Annotated in this window: 18 protein-coding genes; 12 read left to right on the top strand and 6 right to left on the bottom strand. The window is 65.9% G+C overall.

All coding sequences use genetic code 11. The features are described from left to right. Positions 1–322: 322 nt before the first annotated feature. Genes AC3WOS_RS13235 through AC3WOS_RS13220 form a run of 4 tightly spaced genes read right to left on the bottom strand, consistent with a single transcriptional unit; the run spans position 323 to position 5,862 of the window. Positions 323–1,861 carry a hypothetical protein gene (locus AC3WOS_RS13235; protein ID WP_492716427.1) on the bottom strand — a complete coding sequence of 513 codons (1,539 nt, stop codon included), beginning with the start codon at positions 1,859–1,861 and terminating at the stop codon, positions 323–325. 11 nt (positions 1,862–1,872) lie between these two features. Beyond that, the gene (locus AC3WOS_RS13230; protein ID WP_492716426.1) at positions 1,873–2,271 is read right to left on the bottom strand and encodes a GtrA family protein; all 399 of its coding nucleotides are present in this window, start codon (positions 2,269–2,271) and stop codon (positions 1,873–1,875) included. Positions 2,272–2,293: 22 nt separating this feature from the next. Further along, entirely contained in the window at positions 2,294–4,288 is a 1,995-nt protein-coding gene (locus AC3WOS_RS13225) for a hypothetical protein (RefSeq protein ID WP_492716425.1), read from the bottom strand. Continuing rightward, positions 4,288–5,862: an NAD(P)/FAD-dependent oxidoreductase gene (locus tag AC3WOS_RS13220; RefSeq protein ID WP_492716424.1), complete on the bottom strand. Its 1,575-nt coding sequence runs from the start codon at positions 5,860–5,862 to the stop codon at positions 4,288–4,290. The genes AC3WOS_RS13225 and AC3WOS_RS13220 overlap by 1 nt, the downstream gene beginning before the upstream one ends. Positions 5,863–6,249: 387 nt before the next feature. On the opposite strand from AC3WOS_RS13220, the gene AC3WOS_RS13215 reads away from it, so the two are divergent. Next, the gene (locus AC3WOS_RS13215) at positions 6,250–6,537 is read left to right on the top strand and encodes a type II toxin-antitoxin system HicB family antitoxin (RefSeq protein ID WP_492716422.1); all 288 of its coding nucleotides are present in this window, start codon (positions 6,250–6,252) and stop codon (positions 6,535–6,537) included. Positions 6,538–6,559: 22 nt separating this feature from the next. On the opposite strand, the gene AC3WOS_RS13210 is transcribed toward AC3WOS_RS13215, so the two are convergent. After that, positions 6,560–7,291 carry a glutathione S-transferase gene (locus AC3WOS_RS13210; protein ID WP_492716421.1) on the bottom strand — a complete coding sequence of 244 codons (732 nt, stop codon included), beginning with the start codon at positions 7,289–7,291 and terminating at the stop codon, positions 6,560–6,562. 133 nt (positions 7,292–7,424) lie between these two features. Between AC3WOS_RS13210 and AC3WOS_RS13205 the strand changes: the two genes are divergently transcribed. After that, positions 7,425–8,186 (top strand): sulfite exporter TauE/SafE family protein, encoded by a 762-nt coding sequence (locus AC3WOS_RS13205; protein ID WP_492716420.1) that lies wholly within the window; start codon positions 7,425–7,427, stop codon positions 8,184–8,186. Between the two features lie 12 nt (positions 8,187–8,198). Here AC3WOS_RS13205 and cueR read toward each other — a convergent pair whose 3' ends face one another. Beyond that, positions 8,199–8,603 (bottom strand): Cu(I)-responsive transcriptional regulator, encoded by a 405-nt coding sequence (gene cueR / locus AC3WOS_RS13200; protein WP_492716419.1) that lies wholly within the window; start codon positions 8,601–8,603, stop codon positions 8,199–8,201. 258 nt (positions 8,604–8,861) lie between these two features. Between cueR and AC3WOS_RS13195 the strand changes: the two genes are divergently transcribed. The 10 genes from AC3WOS_RS13195 (at position 8,862) to cpaB (ending at position 16,827) form a co-directional block, all read left to right on the top strand. Further along, entirely contained in the window at positions 8,862–10,526 is a 1,665-nt protein-coding gene (locus AC3WOS_RS13195; RefSeq protein ID WP_492716418.1) for a GAF domain-containing sensor histidine kinase, read from the top strand. 20 nt (positions 10,527–10,546) lie between these two features. Further along, positions 10,547–11,227, top strand: coding sequence for a response regulator (locus AC3WOS_RS13190; protein WP_492716417.1), 681 nt, complete (start codon positions 10,547–10,549; stop codon positions 11,225–11,227). Between the two features lie 381 nt (positions 11,228–11,608). Further along, positions 11,609–11,755, top strand: coding sequence for a Flp family type IVb pilin (locus tag AC3WOS_RS13185; RefSeq protein WP_492716416.1), 147 nt, complete (start codon positions 11,609–11,611; stop codon positions 11,753–11,755). Between the two features lie 73 nt (positions 11,756–11,828). Beyond that, the gene (locus AC3WOS_RS13180; RefSeq protein ID WP_492716415.1) at positions 11,829–12,002 is read left to right on the top strand and encodes a Flp family type IVb pilin; all 174 of its coding nucleotides are present in this window, start codon (positions 11,829–11,831) and stop codon (positions 12,000–12,002) included. A 124-nt stretch (positions 12,003–12,126) separates the two neighbouring features. After that, positions 12,127–12,303, top strand: coding sequence for a Flp family type IVb pilin (locus AC3WOS_RS13175; protein WP_492716414.1), 177 nt, complete (start codon positions 12,127–12,129; stop codon positions 12,301–12,303). Next, positions 12,300–13,394, top strand: coding sequence for a phosphatase PAP2 family protein (locus tag AC3WOS_RS13170; RefSeq protein ID WP_492716413.1), 1,095 nt, complete (start codon positions 12,300–12,302; stop codon positions 13,392–13,394). The genes AC3WOS_RS13175 and AC3WOS_RS13170 overlap by 4 nt, the downstream gene beginning before the upstream one ends. Next, positions 13,391–13,981 (top strand): A24 family peptidase, encoded by a 591-nt coding sequence (locus tag AC3WOS_RS13165; protein WP_492716412.1) that lies wholly within the window; start codon positions 13,391–13,393, stop codon positions 13,979–13,981. The genes AC3WOS_RS13170 and AC3WOS_RS13165 overlap by 4 nt, the downstream gene beginning before the upstream one ends. Continuing rightward, complete coding sequence (locus AC3WOS_RS13160; protein ID WP_492716411.1) at positions 13,978–14,604, top strand: methyltransferase family protein; 627 nt, start codon at positions 13,978–13,980, stop codon at positions 14,602–14,604. The genes AC3WOS_RS13165 and AC3WOS_RS13160 overlap by 4 nt, the downstream gene beginning before the upstream one ends. 16 nt (positions 14,605–14,620) lie before the next feature. Then, positions 14,621–15,979, top strand: coding sequence for a DUF8689 domain-containing protein (locus tag AC3WOS_RS13155; RefSeq protein ID WP_492716410.1), 1,359 nt, complete (start codon positions 14,621–14,623; stop codon positions 15,977–15,979). Further along, the gene (gene cpaB / locus AC3WOS_RS13150) at positions 15,976–16,827 is read left to right on the top strand and encodes a Flp pilus assembly protein CpaB (RefSeq protein WP_492716409.1); all 852 of its coding nucleotides are present in this window, start codon (positions 15,976–15,978) and stop codon (positions 16,825–16,827) included. Before AC3WOS_RS13155 ends, cpaB begins: the two co-directional genes overlap by 4 nt. Positions 16,828–16,841 lie beyond the last annotated feature (14 nt).

The raw sequence follows: 16,841 nt of genomic DNA, 5'->3' as shown, positions 1-16,841 counted from the left end.
AAGAGTCTATAAATTGAATAGCCGAATCAAAAGCTGGATCGTTCTAGACTTTCAGGTCAAAAGCAGCGACCGGAATAGACTCCGGCCAAAATTTTATGGATAGTTTTAGACTGGCGCTTGGAAATTTGAGGCTGATTTAGCCGCAACCGGCGCGAACTCGACCGAATTAGACCACAGGGCAAATCCCGCACACCGACACCTGGCGTGCCCCCTCAGCCGTTTGCGGTAATCCGCGAAGTACCATTTCTATTTGAGTATGCAAGTATCTTCTCGCGCGGGGAGCGGCGCGGCGCGTCAGTCGAGCAGCCAGCGCCACAACAAATCAAGGGCCCTCGATCACCGTCGGGCGCACCGTGCTGAAATACTGTCCTTGATATTGCCAACCGCAAGCGGTCAAAAATTCCGGGACATGTATCGTTGAACTGAGGCTGAAGGTACGGTACAGCTTTTGGTTCAGTTCGTAGTGTTCATTGGCATCCAGAGCCGCATGCGCACGTCCCTTCTCCAGGTGGAAAACCGCCTCGCTGATCGTGGTGGGCAGGCAGATGGCTAGCCCCAGGCAAACGGCTAGCCAGTGCGCCATCGGACGGGGCTGGCCAAACAGCGTGTCCGCCGCCCGCCGCGCCAGCACGAACAAAGGCCCCATCGAAGCGCGCATCACCAGATCCGCCGAGTCGCCATGCAAAAAGGGCAAAACAACCAGGGTGGCGCAGGCAACTGCACAGTAGGCATCGCGACCAATCCGGCCGCGCAGCAAAAGCACGAAAGAACTCAGTTCCACCAGCAGGAAAATCGCATAAAACATGACATCGGCAGCCGACCGGGTCGCGATGCATTGCAGGCAGATTGCGGCCGGCGTAGCGTCGGTGGCAAGGTATGAGGCGATGAGAAGGGCAAATGCCGCGCCGCCGACGATTGCGACGACACTACGCCTATCCCGGAGTAAGCGCCATCGGGGCAGTACGCGCAACAATAAGGTGGGCAGTAGTCCCAGCATGCCAAACGGCGACCACAACGCCAACAGGCCATAGGACAGTATGCCGCGGCGCAGACTACCTTCGCTGCGGTCCAGCAACAGAGTGGCGGCCACGAGGTAGGTGGCGATGCTCTGGTGCGGTACCCACGCAAGATTGCCCAGGCCGGATGTGAATTGCAACGGCTGCCGGAAATCCAATGCCCAGTTTTCAAAATGGATGCCCAGCCAGGGCGCCTGCTGCAGATGCGCGCTTGCCCGTATTACAGATTCGGCCAGCGCATCGGCGCCGCCCAACAGGAGCAACAGCAGCATCATGCCGGCGGCAGCCGCCGATCGGCCCCGCCCATAGCCGACAACCACGCACTGAAAGACCAGAACATATCCCGCCCAAAACCAGATGCTCGTGGACACGGCAACCGGAAACCCGGCAATCAGCTTGGCCGGAAGCGCCGGCACCAGATAAGCGGCCAGGTAGAAACGCAGGTAGCCCGTTGTGCCATGGAGGTCGACCTGCACAGGCCAAGGCTGACTGGCAAGCTCATTAATGAGAGCCCAATGCTTGATCCAGTCCCATGCCGAGTGGCCGCTCGGTATGCCGATGACGAAAACCAGCAACAACGACATGGTGGCCGCGAGCGCTGCATGCGCGCCGCCCCATTGGCACGGATGACGACTGACCTCCGCATAGCATGCGCAAGCGATAACGCTTGCCAGCGGGATTCCTATCCAGGGCCGAACAAAGGTCAGCAGGAAGATAAGGCAGGGCAACGCCAGATAGGCGAGCGCGAGCGCGAACGTCCCCTGGAACTGATGCGCGACGGGGAAATCATGAGACGGTTCCAACGCCGGCAAACGGTGCGTACGCGAAAAGTTCCACTTCATCATCGTGCTTGAAGTTACTTGAGCACGGCATTGCCGGATGGCGCGGTGAACAACAACAACTTGCGCGCCCCGAAATTGGACAACAAAATCAGTATGGCGGCCAACAATTTGGACTGCAGATACGTGATCTGGAGACTGGTCGCAATAAAGTGGATCAGCAAGGCGTTCAAGCCCACGCCCACTACCCCGATCGCCGCGAAGATCAGAAACTCCTGGCCCCGATGGCTGAGCCGGCGGTACTCGAATACCCAGGCAATGGAGAGCAGATAATTGACCAACAGGCCGGCCAGATAGGCCAGCGTGGCGGCGACCAGATAGTGCAGCACCGCCATGCGGAGCAACAGGTAGAACAACCCGAAATCGACCATGAACGCGGTCCCTCCCACCAGCAGATAGCGCAGAAACTGCGCCACCAGCTGGCGGCCCCGGTCGCCGCTACAGTGTGTCCACATACCGTCCCCGCAGCAATGCACAGCGATACAGATAGAAGTCTTTCTGATTGCGCGCATCGGTGGCATGCTGTATCACACCATCGGAAAACCGTTCGCTCAGCACGACAAAGTCCAGCAGCGGATCGCCGCAAACATGGACCAGCCCGGCAAAACTGGCCTTGGGCAAGCGGCTGATCCTGTCGTGGCGCAGCTGCGGATCGAGGCCGGCAACCGAGTCGGGCGCACCCAGCGCCTGCAGCCGCTCCAGCCTGCGATAACCTTCGATCGCCGTGCCCCGGTTGAAGACCAGCCCGACCAGTTGCGTGTAGGCGGCATAGCTGGCACGTTCCAGCACGAACCAGGTGGTCTGTACGTCGTCCTCCCAGTACACGATGGCCGACGGCGCAATCAGCGGTAGAAACCGGGCGCGGATGTCAGCCACCGTGGCCTGATCGCGGTAATTGTTATCCCATGGCCTGTGATCCACGGCAAGCAGCGCGCACAGCATGGCGGCGACCAGCATCCCGAACGCGCTCAAGTGGACCAGCCTGCTACGCAGCCATCCATTGCCCGACAACACGCAAAACAACACCAGCGCCATCATCGCGCCGCCCCCCTTCTTCAGCATGGCCAAGCCCAGCAGATACGGGTACTGGTCCGGCAAGAACGGGGTGGGCGCGGACCACATCCAATTGCTCACCGTATGTTGCAACGTAGTCCACCAGGCGACGAGCGCGGCCAGGCACATGGTCGCCGCGATGACCGGCAGCAGGCGCGGGGGCAGTGCCACCGGCTTGGCTTGGCGCCGCAGATGCCACAGTGCCACGCCGGCCAGCACGGCGACGAGCGCACCTGCGCTATCGCGTATCAGGTAAGCCAGGAGCAAGGCCAGCAGGACCAGCCGGAACGGGCCGCCACGCGGCCAGCAATAGGCGCACAGTGAGGGCAGCACACAAAGGGCGGCAAGCTGGACCAGCCCCAGCGCGCGCCAGGGTTGCAACTGCATGACCAGCACATTGCGGTAGAGGCCACCGCCCAACCAGGTTGCCGTCAATCCCAGCACCCCTGTCGCGACGATGCAGTACAACATGCGGCGCCATCGGCGCTCGGCCACCAGCGTGCCGGTCAGTGCCACGCTGAAGGCCAGCACAGTCCTGCTGCCCCATTCCGCGCCACGCCAGGCGTCCCAGGCCACCAGGTAGGCGGCGTCCACGACCCGCGCGTACCACGCCGCATCCATTTGCCGCATGATGTTGTTGAACGGCGGCACGCTCAACCAGACCCCGGTAACGACAACGCCGATGCCGGCCGCCAGCAACAGCGCGCCGTGTTTAGGATGGGCGCATCCGGCATAGCACAACAAAGCGGCCGCGCACGCCAGGCCTATCAAGGGATGCAATGCACAGGCCGCCAAGACGGCCAGCGCGGCCACCAGCAATCGTCCGCGCAAGATGCTGGCCAGGGCCAGCATGGACAGCGCTTCCGCAAATGGCCGCGGCGTCAGGAATGGTTCGGCCAGCGAGAAGAGATCGGGTACAGGACCGTAGTCCGACGGCAGGGAAAACAGCACCACCATTCCCAACCAGAAACTGCGGCCCGAGAAAAGACAACGCAGCAGCAAAGCGGCCGCTGCGATCCATGCCACCTCCGCACAAAGCAGCAATGCCACGGTGCCGCCATACAGCCCCAAAGCCGTCACGGCCGCCGCATAGACGGGCGTAAACAGGGTGTACGAAGCCTGCGAGCCATACAAGAAAAACAGGTCGCGTCCAAACACCTCCGGGTGCAACCAGTGCAACGCTTGCGCCGCGTACAGCGTGTTGTCATGCCAGATGCCATCCCACGGGTGGCGCCACAACCATATTGTCAGCAGCAACGTCAGGACCAGGGGCGGGTAACGCTGCGGCCAGCTTGCCGGCTGCGGCACCGGACGCGACGGATCCGGCGCGGCGGCGACCGCGGCGCCACCTGCATGCGGCGACGGCATCGACGCTGGCATCAATGCTTCTCCTCCAGATAGTCATCGTCGATATTGACCGACCAGATATTGTCCTTGGAGGCGACGCCCTGCGCGATGTTGTCGACGGCCAGCTTTGCCGTCAACATGGAGTGGTCTTGATTGTTATACCGGTGCATGCCATTGCGGCCGACCAGGAACAGATTGCTGACCCCGTCGGTAAAGTTGCGGATGGTGTCGAACTCGCCATAGGTGCCGAAGTAGGCCGGATAAGCCTTGTGCACGCGCTCGACCACGCCGTCGAGCACGTCGTCGGCGTCGATCAGGCCGATCTTGGCCAGTTCGCCGGCGCCGAACCGTATCAGCTCGGCATCGGCCATTTGCCACAGGTCGTCGCCTTCGTTGCAGAAATACTCCAGCCCCAGCCAGACGGTGCCCGGGTCGCGCACCAGGTGCGGACTCCAGTTGTTAAAGATCTGCAGCCGGCCGATGCGCACGTCGCGCTCCTGTATGTAAATCCAGTTATCGGGCGGGGCGCCGTTGGCCTGTTCGCCGCTGCCTTGCGGCGTCATCTTGCGCACCAGCAGGCCGACGGTGAGAAAGTCGCGGTACATCAGCCCGTCGGCCACGCGCCGCACCTCCGGTGGCGCGGGCGGCTCCATGCCCGCGATCAGCTGGCGCACCGGCATGCTGGAGATGACGTAGTCGCAGGGGTAGCGAAAGGCCAGGCCGCTGCCATGGTCGACACCGCTCACGGCAACCACCCGGCCCTCATGCCACTCGATGCCGGTCACGGCATGGCCGAAGCGCAGCTCGCCGCCGCCCTGCGTGACACGGCGCGCCACTTCCTCCCACATCTGCCCCGGCCCCAGCGCCGGATAGAGGAATTGCTCGATCAGGCTGGTTTGCGTGCCGCGCTGCGCCACCGACGCGCCGGCCGGACGCAGCAGCTTTTTCACCGCATGCCACAGCGCCTTGCGCACCGACAGCCCCTTGATGCGCTGCGCCCCCCATTCCGGACTGATGGCTTCGCAAGGCACGCCCCACACCTTGGCCGTGTAATCCTTGAAGAACGTCTCATACAGCTCCACGCCGAAGCGGTTGACGATGAAGTCTTCCAGGTTGCGCTCTGGCTTGCGCGGAAACAGCGAGATGTGGGCATAGGTACAGGCGATCTTGCACAGCCGCAGCGGCCCCAGGTTGCGCACGGTGGCGAAGTTGAGCTTGATGGGATAGTCGAAATAGCGGCGCAGGAAGAAGATGCGCGACACCCGGCCCCGCACCAGCAGCCTTTGCTCCGGCGCCGCGGCCGCGGCCGGCGCCACCCGCACCGTGGTGCGGCGGTTCTGGTAGGCCAGGTCCAGCGCGGCCGCTGGCGCGGCGTCGATCGGCAGTATCTCCTGCCACCAGCGCATGACCCAGTCCGACTTGGAAAAGAAGCGGTGCCCGCCCAGATCCATGCGATTGCCATTATGGGTGACGGTACGCGAGATGCCGCCCACCGCGCCGCTGCCCTCCAGGATGATGGGCTGGATGCCGGTACGCTTTTGCAATTCCAACGCGGCGGTCAGTCCTGCGGGACCGGCGCCGATGATAACGGCATATCTTTGGACCAAGGTTTGCTCCTTCCATGTCAGGAAACGGTACAACCTGTCCAGCCGCCCCGGCCTTGCCTCGGAACGATGGATTTTCTTGCAACACTACAACAGCCCGATACAGAAAGCAATGCAGGCCAAGGCCGCCGCGCACGGCCAGCTGTCACGCGCGCGGCCTGCAGCGGCGCGCGCTGCGGCCTGCCGCCATGCCCGAACTAGCCTACCATGACGCCGCCGGCCATGGCCAATTTGTGCCGTTTCAACCACAACGGCAGTGCTTGCGGCGTCGCGTCATGAAATGACGAGCCCAAGTACGAAATAGCTTGAAGCCGGTCCATTAGCGTGTAAAACTTAATCTTGCAGCGCAACGTCAACACTGGCCGCCCACTTCCCACAGGACAAGCCGTTATGGACATCCCCATTCTGATACATATGGACAAGGAGAGTGTGTACGGCGTGACGGTGCCCGACCTGCCCGGCGTCCGTACGTCCGGGGCCACCATCGACAAGGCCATGAGCAACGCCACCAAGGCCATCTACGGTCACGTGGGCCAGCTGGTGGAACAGGGCAAGCCGTTCGAAATCAAACCGTCGCCGGTGGAAACGCTGTCGCGCGAGCCCGACTACGCCGGCGGCATCTGGGCCCTGGTCAGCTTCGACCTGGCCCGGCTCGACGATCCCCCCGACGACGATTGATCTCCCCCGGCTGGCGCGCGCGTCAGCGATCCAGTTCGGGATAGTGGCGGAAGATGCCATCCTCATTGAACGGCAGCCGGCGCGCCGAGCGCAGGTAGGCGGCGATGCGCGGCTGCGCCGCCACCGCCTCGCGCAGGGCCAGCAAACGCGGCCAGGCCGCCTGCTGGCGCGCCATCGCGTTGGGGAACGCATAGCGCAAGCCCTCCACCAGCTGGAACAGCGACAGATCCACATAGGACAGGCGCACGCCCACGGCATGGTTGCCGCGCCCCCGATTGCGTGCCAGCACCCCCTCAAAATAGTCCAGGTACTTGGGCAGGCGCTGCGCCGTGAAGTCGGCCGCGCGGCGGCGGGCGGCCGGTTTCTGCTGTTCGTAATACAGGTTGGTCGACAGCGGATGGTGGCAGTCGTGCACTTCGTTGACGATGTCGGCAATGGTCAGCTGCAGCTGGTTGGCCCACAGCCGCCCCTGCAGCGCGCGCGGCGCCAGGCCGTGGCTGGCCCCCAGGAACAGCAGGATGTTGGCGGTCTGCCCGATCAGCAGGGTGCCGGCCCGCAGCACGGGCGGCGCGAAGGCCGGATGGGTCTGGGCCGCCCCGTCCAGGCTGGACAGCATGGCCGGCATGCCCTGTGGCCGGCGCGCCACATCCACATAGGGTACGCCGGCCTGTTCCAGCGCCAGCCGCACGAATTCACCGCGGCCCTGGATGCCGGGCCAGTAATACAGCTGGTAGGGTGGGGGGAGCTGGTCCATCAGGCCATGTTAGCATTTTCCAATCTCGCACGGAGAGCGCCCGGCCCGGCCGGCGCGCTGCCGGCGCGGGTCGCCACGGGTATAATGCTCCGGCCCCATCGCCATCCGATTGCCACCTCGTCCGAGTCCCGCCATGCCGCCTGTGCCCCCGCTAGATATTTCCGTCGTCCTGATGATCGCCGCCGCCGGCTTCTTTGCCGGCGTGCAGAACGCGCTGGCCGGGGGCGGTTCCTTCATCACCTTCCCCGCCCTGCTGCTGGCCGGCCTGAACCCGCTGGCGGCCAACATGACGTCCACCATCGCCATGTTCCCCAGCCAGACCACATCGGCCGTAGCGGGCCGCAAGCTGGCCGGCGACGTGGGACCGCTCACCTTCGGCCAGATGTGCGCCATCAGCGTGGTGGGCGGGATCGGCGGCGCGCTGCTGCTGCTCAACACGCCCGTCTCGTTCTTCGCCCGCCTGGTGCCGTGGCTGGTGCTGTTTGCCACCACCATGTTCGCCTGGGGCAGCTTCCGGCGCCAGCCGCTGCACGCGGCCGGCGCCATGCCCAAGTGGACGCTGGTGCTGGTGCAAAGCGCCATCGCCGTCTACGGCGGCTATTTCGGCGGCGGCATCGGCTTCCTGATGCTGGCCGCGCTGACCATCGCCGGCCAGCAGGTGCGCACCGCCACCGCCACCAAGAATGTGCTGGCCATGGCCATGAACGCGGCCGCCACCGTGATCTTCGCCACCTCGCACCAGATCAGCTGGCCGGCCGCGTTCGCCCTGTGCGCGGGCGGCATCGCCGGCGGCCTGTGCGGCGCCTGGCTGATCCACCGCCTGCCCGAGCGCGTCATGCGCACCTTCGTGGTGCTGGTGGGCGCCACCTTGACGGTGTGGATGTTCGTCCGCTGAGCGCGTCCGCCCTTAGCGCGCCCCGCCCGCCGGCGTTGCCAGCCCCTGCAGGATGGAACAGTCGGGCCGCTGGTCGCCGTGGCAGGCCTGGGCCAGGCCCGCCAGCGTGGCGCGCATGGCGGCCAGCTCGGCGATACGCCGGTCCAGCTCGGCCACGTGGGCCAGCGCCACGGCCTTGACGTCGGCGCTGGCGCGCTCCTGATCGCGCCACAGCGACAGCAGCGAGCGGATTTGCTCCAGGGAGAATCCCAGCCCGCGCGCCTGGCGGATGAAACGCAGCGCGTGCAGATCGCGCCCATCGTAGCGCCGGTAACCGGCCTCGCTGCGCGTGGCTGGTGCCACCAAGTCTATGCTTTCGTAATACCGTATCATTTTGGCCGACACGCCCGTCTGCGCCGCCGCCTGCCCGATGTTCATGCTCACTGTCCTCCCCGCGTGGAACCACCATTGTAGTGCCGGCGCCGCTTTGGGGCACGGGCCTGCGCCCGGCGCAGCCGCCGCCGCCCGCCATTTCCGGCACGGTCGTGCTTTATGTGCCCCATGTGTGGCATGGGCGTTGGCATCAGCGTTATCGATACAACACATTTGATCCCGGCGTCTGGACGCTGCCCTCATCTGCCGGTAGACTGAACTTATTGTTACAAGACCAGCAATAAACACTGGGCTGGAGAGCTTGTGAGTGAACACATCCTGATTACCCCCCGGTTGCCGAAAGACCCGTCTGACGCCTCCATGGTGAACCGGATGCGACTGGTGCTGGCCATGACCTGCCTGCTCACCCTGCTCGTCGACCCGGCCGGCGTGGGGCGCATGAACGACTTCACCGTCTTCGTGTTCGCCGGCTATCTGCTGCACAGCCTGGTTCTCAACATCTTCGCCTCGCCCCGGCTGCGGGTGCAGGTGGCCTATTGGCTCGATGTGGGCTGGTTCTACCTGATGGTGCTCGTCACGGGCGGCAGCAACAGTTTCTTTTTCCTGTTCTTCTTCTTCGCCATCCTGACCGCCTCGTTCACCTTCGGCTTCGAGTCGGGCGCCCGCATCACGCTGGTCTCGACCGCCCTGTTCGCCACCACGGCCATCACGGCCCACTCCGACGCGGCCTTGGCGCGCGTGCTGCTGCGCGCCACCTTCCTGCTGGCGCTGGGCTACATGATCGCCCACTGGGGCGGCCTGGTGGTGTCGCAAAAGCGCCGGCTGGCCCTGCTGCATGAAGTGACCCAGCAGTCCAACCCCCGCTTCGGGGTCGACCAGACCATCGCCTCGGTGCTGGAAAAAGTGCGCCAGTTCTACGGCGCCAGCCGCTGCATCCTGTTGATGCGCGAAAACGGGGCCGAGCACTGGTCGCTGCGGGCGGCCAGCGGGGTCGAGGCGGGGCGGGCCATCCAGCCCACCCGCCTGAGCGCCGAAGCGGCGGCGCCGCTGCTGGCCTTCAGCACCGGGCGCATGGTGCTCCATACGCGCCCGCTGGACGCCCTGCTGCGCCGGCGCGAGCTGTCGCGCGAATACCTGGCCGTGCGCCAGCGCTGGGAACGCATCGCGCCCGACACGGGCAGCGAGCTGGCCGAACTGCTCGAGGCAGGTGCCCTGGTCACCGTGCCGGTGCCCCTGCGCACCGGCGAAGGGCGGCTGATCGTCGTCACCGGACGCCCCGAATTCAGCAAGCAGGATGCGCAATTTTTGCTGCACATCGTCAGCCAGGTGTTCCCCGTGATCGAAAACATCGAACTGCTCGACCGCATCGCCTCGGACGCCTCGCAGCGCGAGCGCGAGCGCATCGCGCGCGACCTGCACGACACGACGGTCCAGCCGTACATCGGCCTCAGCCACGGCATCAGCGCCATCCGCAAGCGGGCCGCGCCCGACAATCCCCTGCTGCCGGAACTGGACAACCTGCAAGCGATGACCACCCACGTGATCGGCGACCTGCGCCGCTACGCCAGCAGCTTCCGGGCCGGGCGCAAGGGCTTGAGCGAACCGGAGCTGCTGCTGGCCCTGCGGCGCCACGCCAGCCAGGTCAAGCAGTTCTACGGCATCGACATCGCCATCCACAGCGAGGGCCTGTTGCAGGGCAACGACCGGCTGGCGGCCGAAGTGTTCCAAATCGTCAGCGAAGGCATCAGCAACATCTGCAAGCACACCACCGCGCGCAGCGGAGTCGTCACGCTGGCCTGCGGCGCGCGCGAGATCTGCATCAGCATCGAAAACAGCAGCCCGGAACAGGCCGTCACGGCGTTCCGCCCGCACTCGATCACGGAACGGGCGCTGGCCCTGGGCGGCCAGGCCCAGGTGCTGACGGGGCCCGAGCACAGCACCGTGGTACAGATCGTCATCCCCATTTAAAATTCAGCGAAAGGCTTACCGTGTCAACAGATCCCCCCATCCGCGTCCTGCTCGTGGACGACCACCAGACCATGCTCTGGGGCTTGCGCAAGCTGATCGAAAGCGAGGGCAGCACCATGCAAGTGGTCGGCTGCGCGGCCGACTGCGACGGCGCCCTGGCCCAGGCCCGCGCCCTGACGCCGGACGTGATCGTGCTCGACCTGGACCTGGACGGCACCAGCTCGCTGGGCATCCTGGCCGACCTGGTCAAGGGCAGCGGCGCGCGCGTGCTGGTGCTGAGCGGCACGCGTGAAGCGTCCCAGCTGGACGCGGCCGTGCTGCACGGTGCGCGCGGCGTGGTCGGCAAGGACGCCGCGGCCGATATCGTGCTGCAGGCCATCCGCAAGCTGCACCAGGGCGAACTGTGGCTCGAGCAGAGCATGCTGGGCCGCATCTTCGATGACATGCGCAATCCGCCCAAGCGGCGCAAGACGGACCCCGGCGCCGACAAGATCGCCACGCTGACGGCCAAGGAACGCCAGATCTGTGACTTGATCGCGGCCGGCGGCGGCGGCAACAAGGCGCTGGCCCAGACCCTGTTCATTTCCGACCACACGCTGCGCAACCACCTGACGTCGATCTACCACAAGCTGGGCGTGACCAACCGCCTGGACCTGTATGTGTTCATGACCAGCCACCGCGCCGAACCGCAAGAACGCTAAGCGCCGTCCTACCGTCCGGGCCCAAAACCTGCCCGCGCCCTGCCTTGCCCTGTCTGCCCGGTTTGCCCTTGCCGGTCCCTGCCTGGTCCTGCTTGCCCCCTGCTTGCCCCTGCCGGCCTTGCCGCCATGCCCGGCGCCGCCACGCCCCCGTCCCGGCTCGCGCCACACCGCGCCATCCATCATTCCAATCCATCAAGTTCCGTTACCCATGACAAATGTCCTGTGCCTGCCCGCACAAAAAGGGCGCTTTGTCCCGCGAAAAAAAGGACAGTTGTCTGATGTAGCTCAACACGTGTTTCTTTATAGTGACCTCATCAGTACGGTTTCCATGCCGGCTGACACTAGCAAGGCTGAACCAACCTATCGACTTGGGAGCGCTGTATGCGTGAAACCGATCCTGCGCCCACCCCCTGGCAACGTTTTATCAGGGGAGAAAGCGGAGCGACGTTTTACGAGGCGGTGCTGGTGGCCTCGCTGATCGCCGTTGTGTGCGTCATCGTACTGTTGGCGCTAGGCAAAAATTTCTGAGGCGTCGCACCAACGCTTCGGAAGCCGGACTTTTTGGTGCAGCGGTCCTATCCATCTAAAGGGAGTATCCATCATGAACTCGATTCAAAAATTTCTGCGCGAAGAAGACGGTGTCACGGCCATTGAATACGGCCTGATCGCGGCCCTGATCGCGGTGGTCATCATCGCCGCCGTCACCGTCGTCGGCACCCAGTTGAAGGCCACCTTCACCACCATCGGCACCAAGCTGACCGCTGCCAACAGCTGATGTGCCCCTGCACCTGGCGCCGGCGGCCGCGTGCCGCCCGCGCCAGGCGCAGGCCAGGTGCCGGCCGCGCACCGCACCGCGCACCTGGCCCCCAGGCCATAGAACCGCGAGAGGAGGGTTGATCGTGAAAAACCGGCTGCTACGTTTTCTGCGGGACCGCCATGCCGTCACATCACTCGAGTATGCCTTGCTGGCCGCCCTGATCGCCGTCGTCATCGTCGGCACCGTGACGACGGCCGGCTCAGCGCTGGTACAACTGTATGACCACGTCAAGGACCAGGTGGTCCTCGCCATGCAATGAACACCTTGTCCCTGCCCCCCACCGCCACGCCGCGGGCCATGCTGCGCGCCGCGCTGTACGAGCACCGCTGGCTGCTGCGGATCGTGCTGCTGCACGCGCTGGTGGCCAGCGTACTGTATTTCCGCTTCCCGGCCGACAACGACATCCTGCTGCTGGCCGAAGGTTTCCTGTTTTCCCTGCTGATCGGCCCCCTGTTCGCCCTGTGCGCCTATGCGATGTACGTCATGGTATTTGTGCGCCCGCGCGAACTGGTGCGCTACCTGCGCCAACACGTGGGCGCCTACCTGACCCGGCGCCGCCTGCTGCAGGCGCTGCCGGCACTGCTGCTGATGCCCTTGTTCGCATCGAGCTTCACCATCGCCAAGGCCGCCGTGCCGCTGCTGCACCCCTATGACTGGGACCGCCGCCTGGCCGCCGCCGACCAACTGCTGCATGGCGGCGTGCAGCCCTGGATCTGGCTGCAGGCGCTGGTCGGCTATCCGCTGGTGACGGCCATCCTGAACCTGGCCTACCACCTGTGGTTCTTCATCATGTTCGCCACCATGTACTGGCTGATGCTGAGTATCGAGCGGGGCCGGCTGCGCATGCAGTTCATGCTCAGCTTCGTGCTGTCGTGGACCGTGTTGGGCAATGTGATGGCCGTGCTGCTGTCGTCAGCCGGTCCGTGCTTCTATCACCTGGTCACGCCCGGCCCCGACCCATATGGCCCGCTGATGCAGTACCTGCACCAGGCCGACCGCCACATTCCCGTGCTGGCCTTGCACGTACAGGATCTGCTGTGGCAAGGCTACCACCAGCATGCGGGCGTCTCCGGCCTGACCATCTCGGCCATGCCCAGCATGCACGTGGCCAGTTCCGTATTGCTGGCGCTGGCGGGCTGGCGCGTGCGCCCGGCGGCCGGCATCGCGTTCACCGTGTTTGCCGTGCTGATCCTGATCGGCTCGGTGCATCTGGGCTGGCACTACGCCATCGACGGTTACGCCGGCGCCGCCGGCGCCATCCTGATCTGGCTGGCCGTGGGCCGCCTGCTGGACGCGGACGCCGGCCAGACCGCGGCCGCGCTGCCGGCCATGGTACGGAGCGCGCCATGAACCTCGATCCGCGCATGGTGCCGCCGGCCGCCGCGCTGGCCGGACTGCTGACAGCGGCCGTCTGGCACGACGTGCGCACGCGCCGCATTCCCAACCGCCTGGTGCTAGGCGGGGCCGTGGCCGGGCTGGCGTTCCAGACCCTGCTGCCGGCCGGCGCCGGCCTGTTCGCCACCCCGTGCGGCGGGCTGGGCCTGCTCCAGGGCTTGGCCGGGCTGGGCCTGGGCCTGGCCCTGCTGCTGCCCATGTACATGCTGGGCGCCATGGGCGCCGGCGACGTCAAGCTGATGGCCATGAGCGGCGCCTTCCTCGGGCCGCGCGATGTGCTGGGCGCGGCCCTGCTGACCATGGTGGCCGGCGGCGTGCTGGCGCTGGCCGTGGCGCTGGGCAGCGGCCGGCTGGTCCAGGTGCTGTCCAACCTGCGCCTGTTGCTGCTGCACGCGCTGCTGCGCGCCGGCACGGGCGGCACGGCGCGACTGGACGCGCCGCCGGTGCCGACCGGCAAACTGGCCTATGCCATCGCCATCGCGGCCGGCACCGCGCTGCAACTGTTGCTGGTGCAACTGCCATCCTGGAGGAATCTGCTATGAATTCCCGTACCCTGAACACCGTGCTGCGTTCCGGCCCCGTCAACGTGGCGCTGGGCATGTTGCTGGCCTGGGCCTGGGCCGGTTTCTGCTACGCCCACCTGCAAGGCTTCCTGCGCAGCGGCGACTGGAGCTATCTGCTGTTTTGCGCCTCCGAATCGCTGGTGGCCGTGCTGTTCCTGATCCGCTCGGAACCGGTGCGCGTGTCGCACAGCGCGCTCGACTGGACGCTGGCCATCGCCGCCACCTTCGTGCCCTTCCTGTTCGCGCCCGGCGGCGAGGCCGTGCTGCCGGCGGCGCGCCTGATCATCGTGGCCGGCGTGCTGCTGCAGATCGGCGGCCTGCTGTCGCTCAACCGCAGCTTCGGGCTGGTGGCGGCCCACCGCACCATCAAGACCACCGGCCTGTACGGCGTGGTGCGCCATCCGCTGTATGCCAGCTACCTGCTGTGCTACGGCGGCTACATCCTCAACAATTCGAGCGCGTCCAACGTGGCCGTCAGCCTGCTGGCCGGCGCCCTGATGCTGGCGCGCCTGCTGCGCGAGGAGCGCTTCCTGGCGCGCGACCTGGGCTACCTGGCCTACATGCGGCAAGTGAAGTACCGCGTGATCCCGTTCCTGTTCTGATCTCCACCGAGGATGCATGATGTTGGCCACCGCCCTCCCCGCCGCCAGCGATACCGTCGCCGACCCCTTGCGCGCGCCCGCCCCGCGCACGGTGGAAGAAACCGGCCTGCCCCAGCTGTTCCTGGTCGACCTGCTGTGCAAGATCCTGGCCCAGCACGGCCAGATGCACTTGAGCGAACTGGCCGCCAGCACCAAGCTGGCCGTCAGCGTGCTCGACGCGCTGCTGGTGCCGATGCGGGCCGAGAAGCTGTGCGAAGTAGCGCGCCGCGGCGGCAGCGGCACGGACGCCGACCTGTGCTTCAACTTGACGGATGCCGGGCGCGCGCGGGCCCAGGAGGCATCCCAGCGCGACGCCTACGCCGGTCCGGCGCCGGTGACCTATGCCGACTACGTGGCCCAGGTGCGGCGCAACAGCGTGACCCACAAGCCGCTGGGCCGGGCCCACATGCAGCACGTGTATGACGGCGTGGTGGTGCGCCCGGCCCTGCTCGACCAGCTGGGGGCGGCCTTCAATTCCGGTCGCGCCATCTTCATGCACGGCCCGGCCGGCAGCGGCAAGAGCTATCTGGCCGAGCGCCTGCACGGCCTGCTCGAAGGCGAAGTGCCGATCCCGCACGCAATGCTGATCGACGGCGCCGTGGTGCCCATCTACGACCCCGTGGTGCATCCGGCCGTGGCCGACGACGCGCCGGCCGGCAGCCAGTTCGACCGCCGCTACACGCGCGACCAGCGCTGGGTGCGCTGCCAGCGCCCGGCCGTGCTGACGGGCGGCGAACTGACCATCGAAATGCTGGACCTGCGCTTCGACCATGGCGCCCGCCTGTACCAGGCGCCGCCGCACCTGAAGGCCAACGGCGGCATCCTCGTGATCGACGACCTGGGCCGCCAGCGCTGCTCGGCGGTGGAACTGATGAACCGCTGGATCGTGCCGCTGGACCGCCAGATCGACTTCCTGACGCTGCAGAACGGCTACAAGTTCGCCGTGCCGTTCGACATGATCGTCGTGTTCTCGTCCAACCTGCAGCCCGAGGAGCTGGCCGACGGCGCCTTCCTGCGCCGGCTCGGCTACAAGATCCACGTGGGACCGCTGCCGGTGCCGCTGTACCAGACCGTGTTCCGCCAGGTGTGCGAACGGCTGGGCATAGGCTACGACGAGGCCATGTTCGACTACCTGCTGCGCGCCCACCACGAGCGCGAGGCACGGCCGCTGATGGCCTGCTATCCGAACGACCTGCTGGGCCAGCTGTGCGACCTGGCCCACTATGAAGGCCGCGCACCACGGCTGGACCAGGCGGCGCTGGACTGGGCCTGGCAAAACTATTTCGGCACGCCCGGCGACGCCGGCGACAGCGCTAACCTAGGGGATCAAAAATGAGAAATACACGCGCCATTATCATGATGCTGGTCGCCATCGTCCTCGCCTTCGGCGCGGTGCTGGTGGCGGCCCAATGGATCAACAAGCAGTCCTCCACCAATACCCAGAAGGTGGCCGTGGCCCTGGTCGACATTCCGCTCGGCTCGCGCATCAACGCCGAGATGGTGCGGCTGGTGGACTGGCCGGCCAATGCCATGCCGCCGGGCGCCTTCAACGACCCCAAGCTGCTCGACTTGCGCGTCACCCGCACCAGCATCCAGCGCGGCGAACCGCTGATGGAGGCCAAGCTGGCCCCGCCCGGCACCCAGGGCGGACTGTCGGCCGTGGTGGCCGAGGGCAAGCGGGCCATGACGGTGCGCGTGAACGACGTGGTGGGCGTGGCCGGCTTCGCCCTGCCCGGCAACTTCGTCGACATCCTCGTCAACACCCAGGAAGAGGGGATGCGCAACAACACGGTCAAGGATCCCAGTATTTCCAAGATCGTGCTCGAACGCATCCTGGTGCTGGCCATCGCCCAGGAAGCAGGGCGCGACGACACCAAGCCCAAGGTGGTCAACGCCGTCACGCTGGAAGTGACGCCGGAGCAGGCCGAGAAGCTGGACCTGGCGCGCAGCGTCGGTTCGCTGTCGCTGGTGCTGCGTAACCAGATCGACCCCAAGCCGGTGCAGACGGCCGGCGCCACCAAGACTTCCCTGCTGGGCAAGCCGGCGCCGGCGCCGGAACCCAAGCCGGTGGCCGTGGCCCCGCCACGCGAGCCGGCGCCCAAGCGCGTGGCCGCCGTGCGCCCGCCATCGGGCAACCAGGTGGAAATCATCAAGGGGCTGGACCGCAGCACCCAGCAATTTTAAGGCTAGCCTAGGAG

The sequence above is a fragment of the Rugamonas sp. FW305-51 genome, from assembly GCF_058786935.1.
Note: the sequence above shows the minus strand (reverse complement) of the source record. Positions and strands in the feature narration are given on the sequence as shown.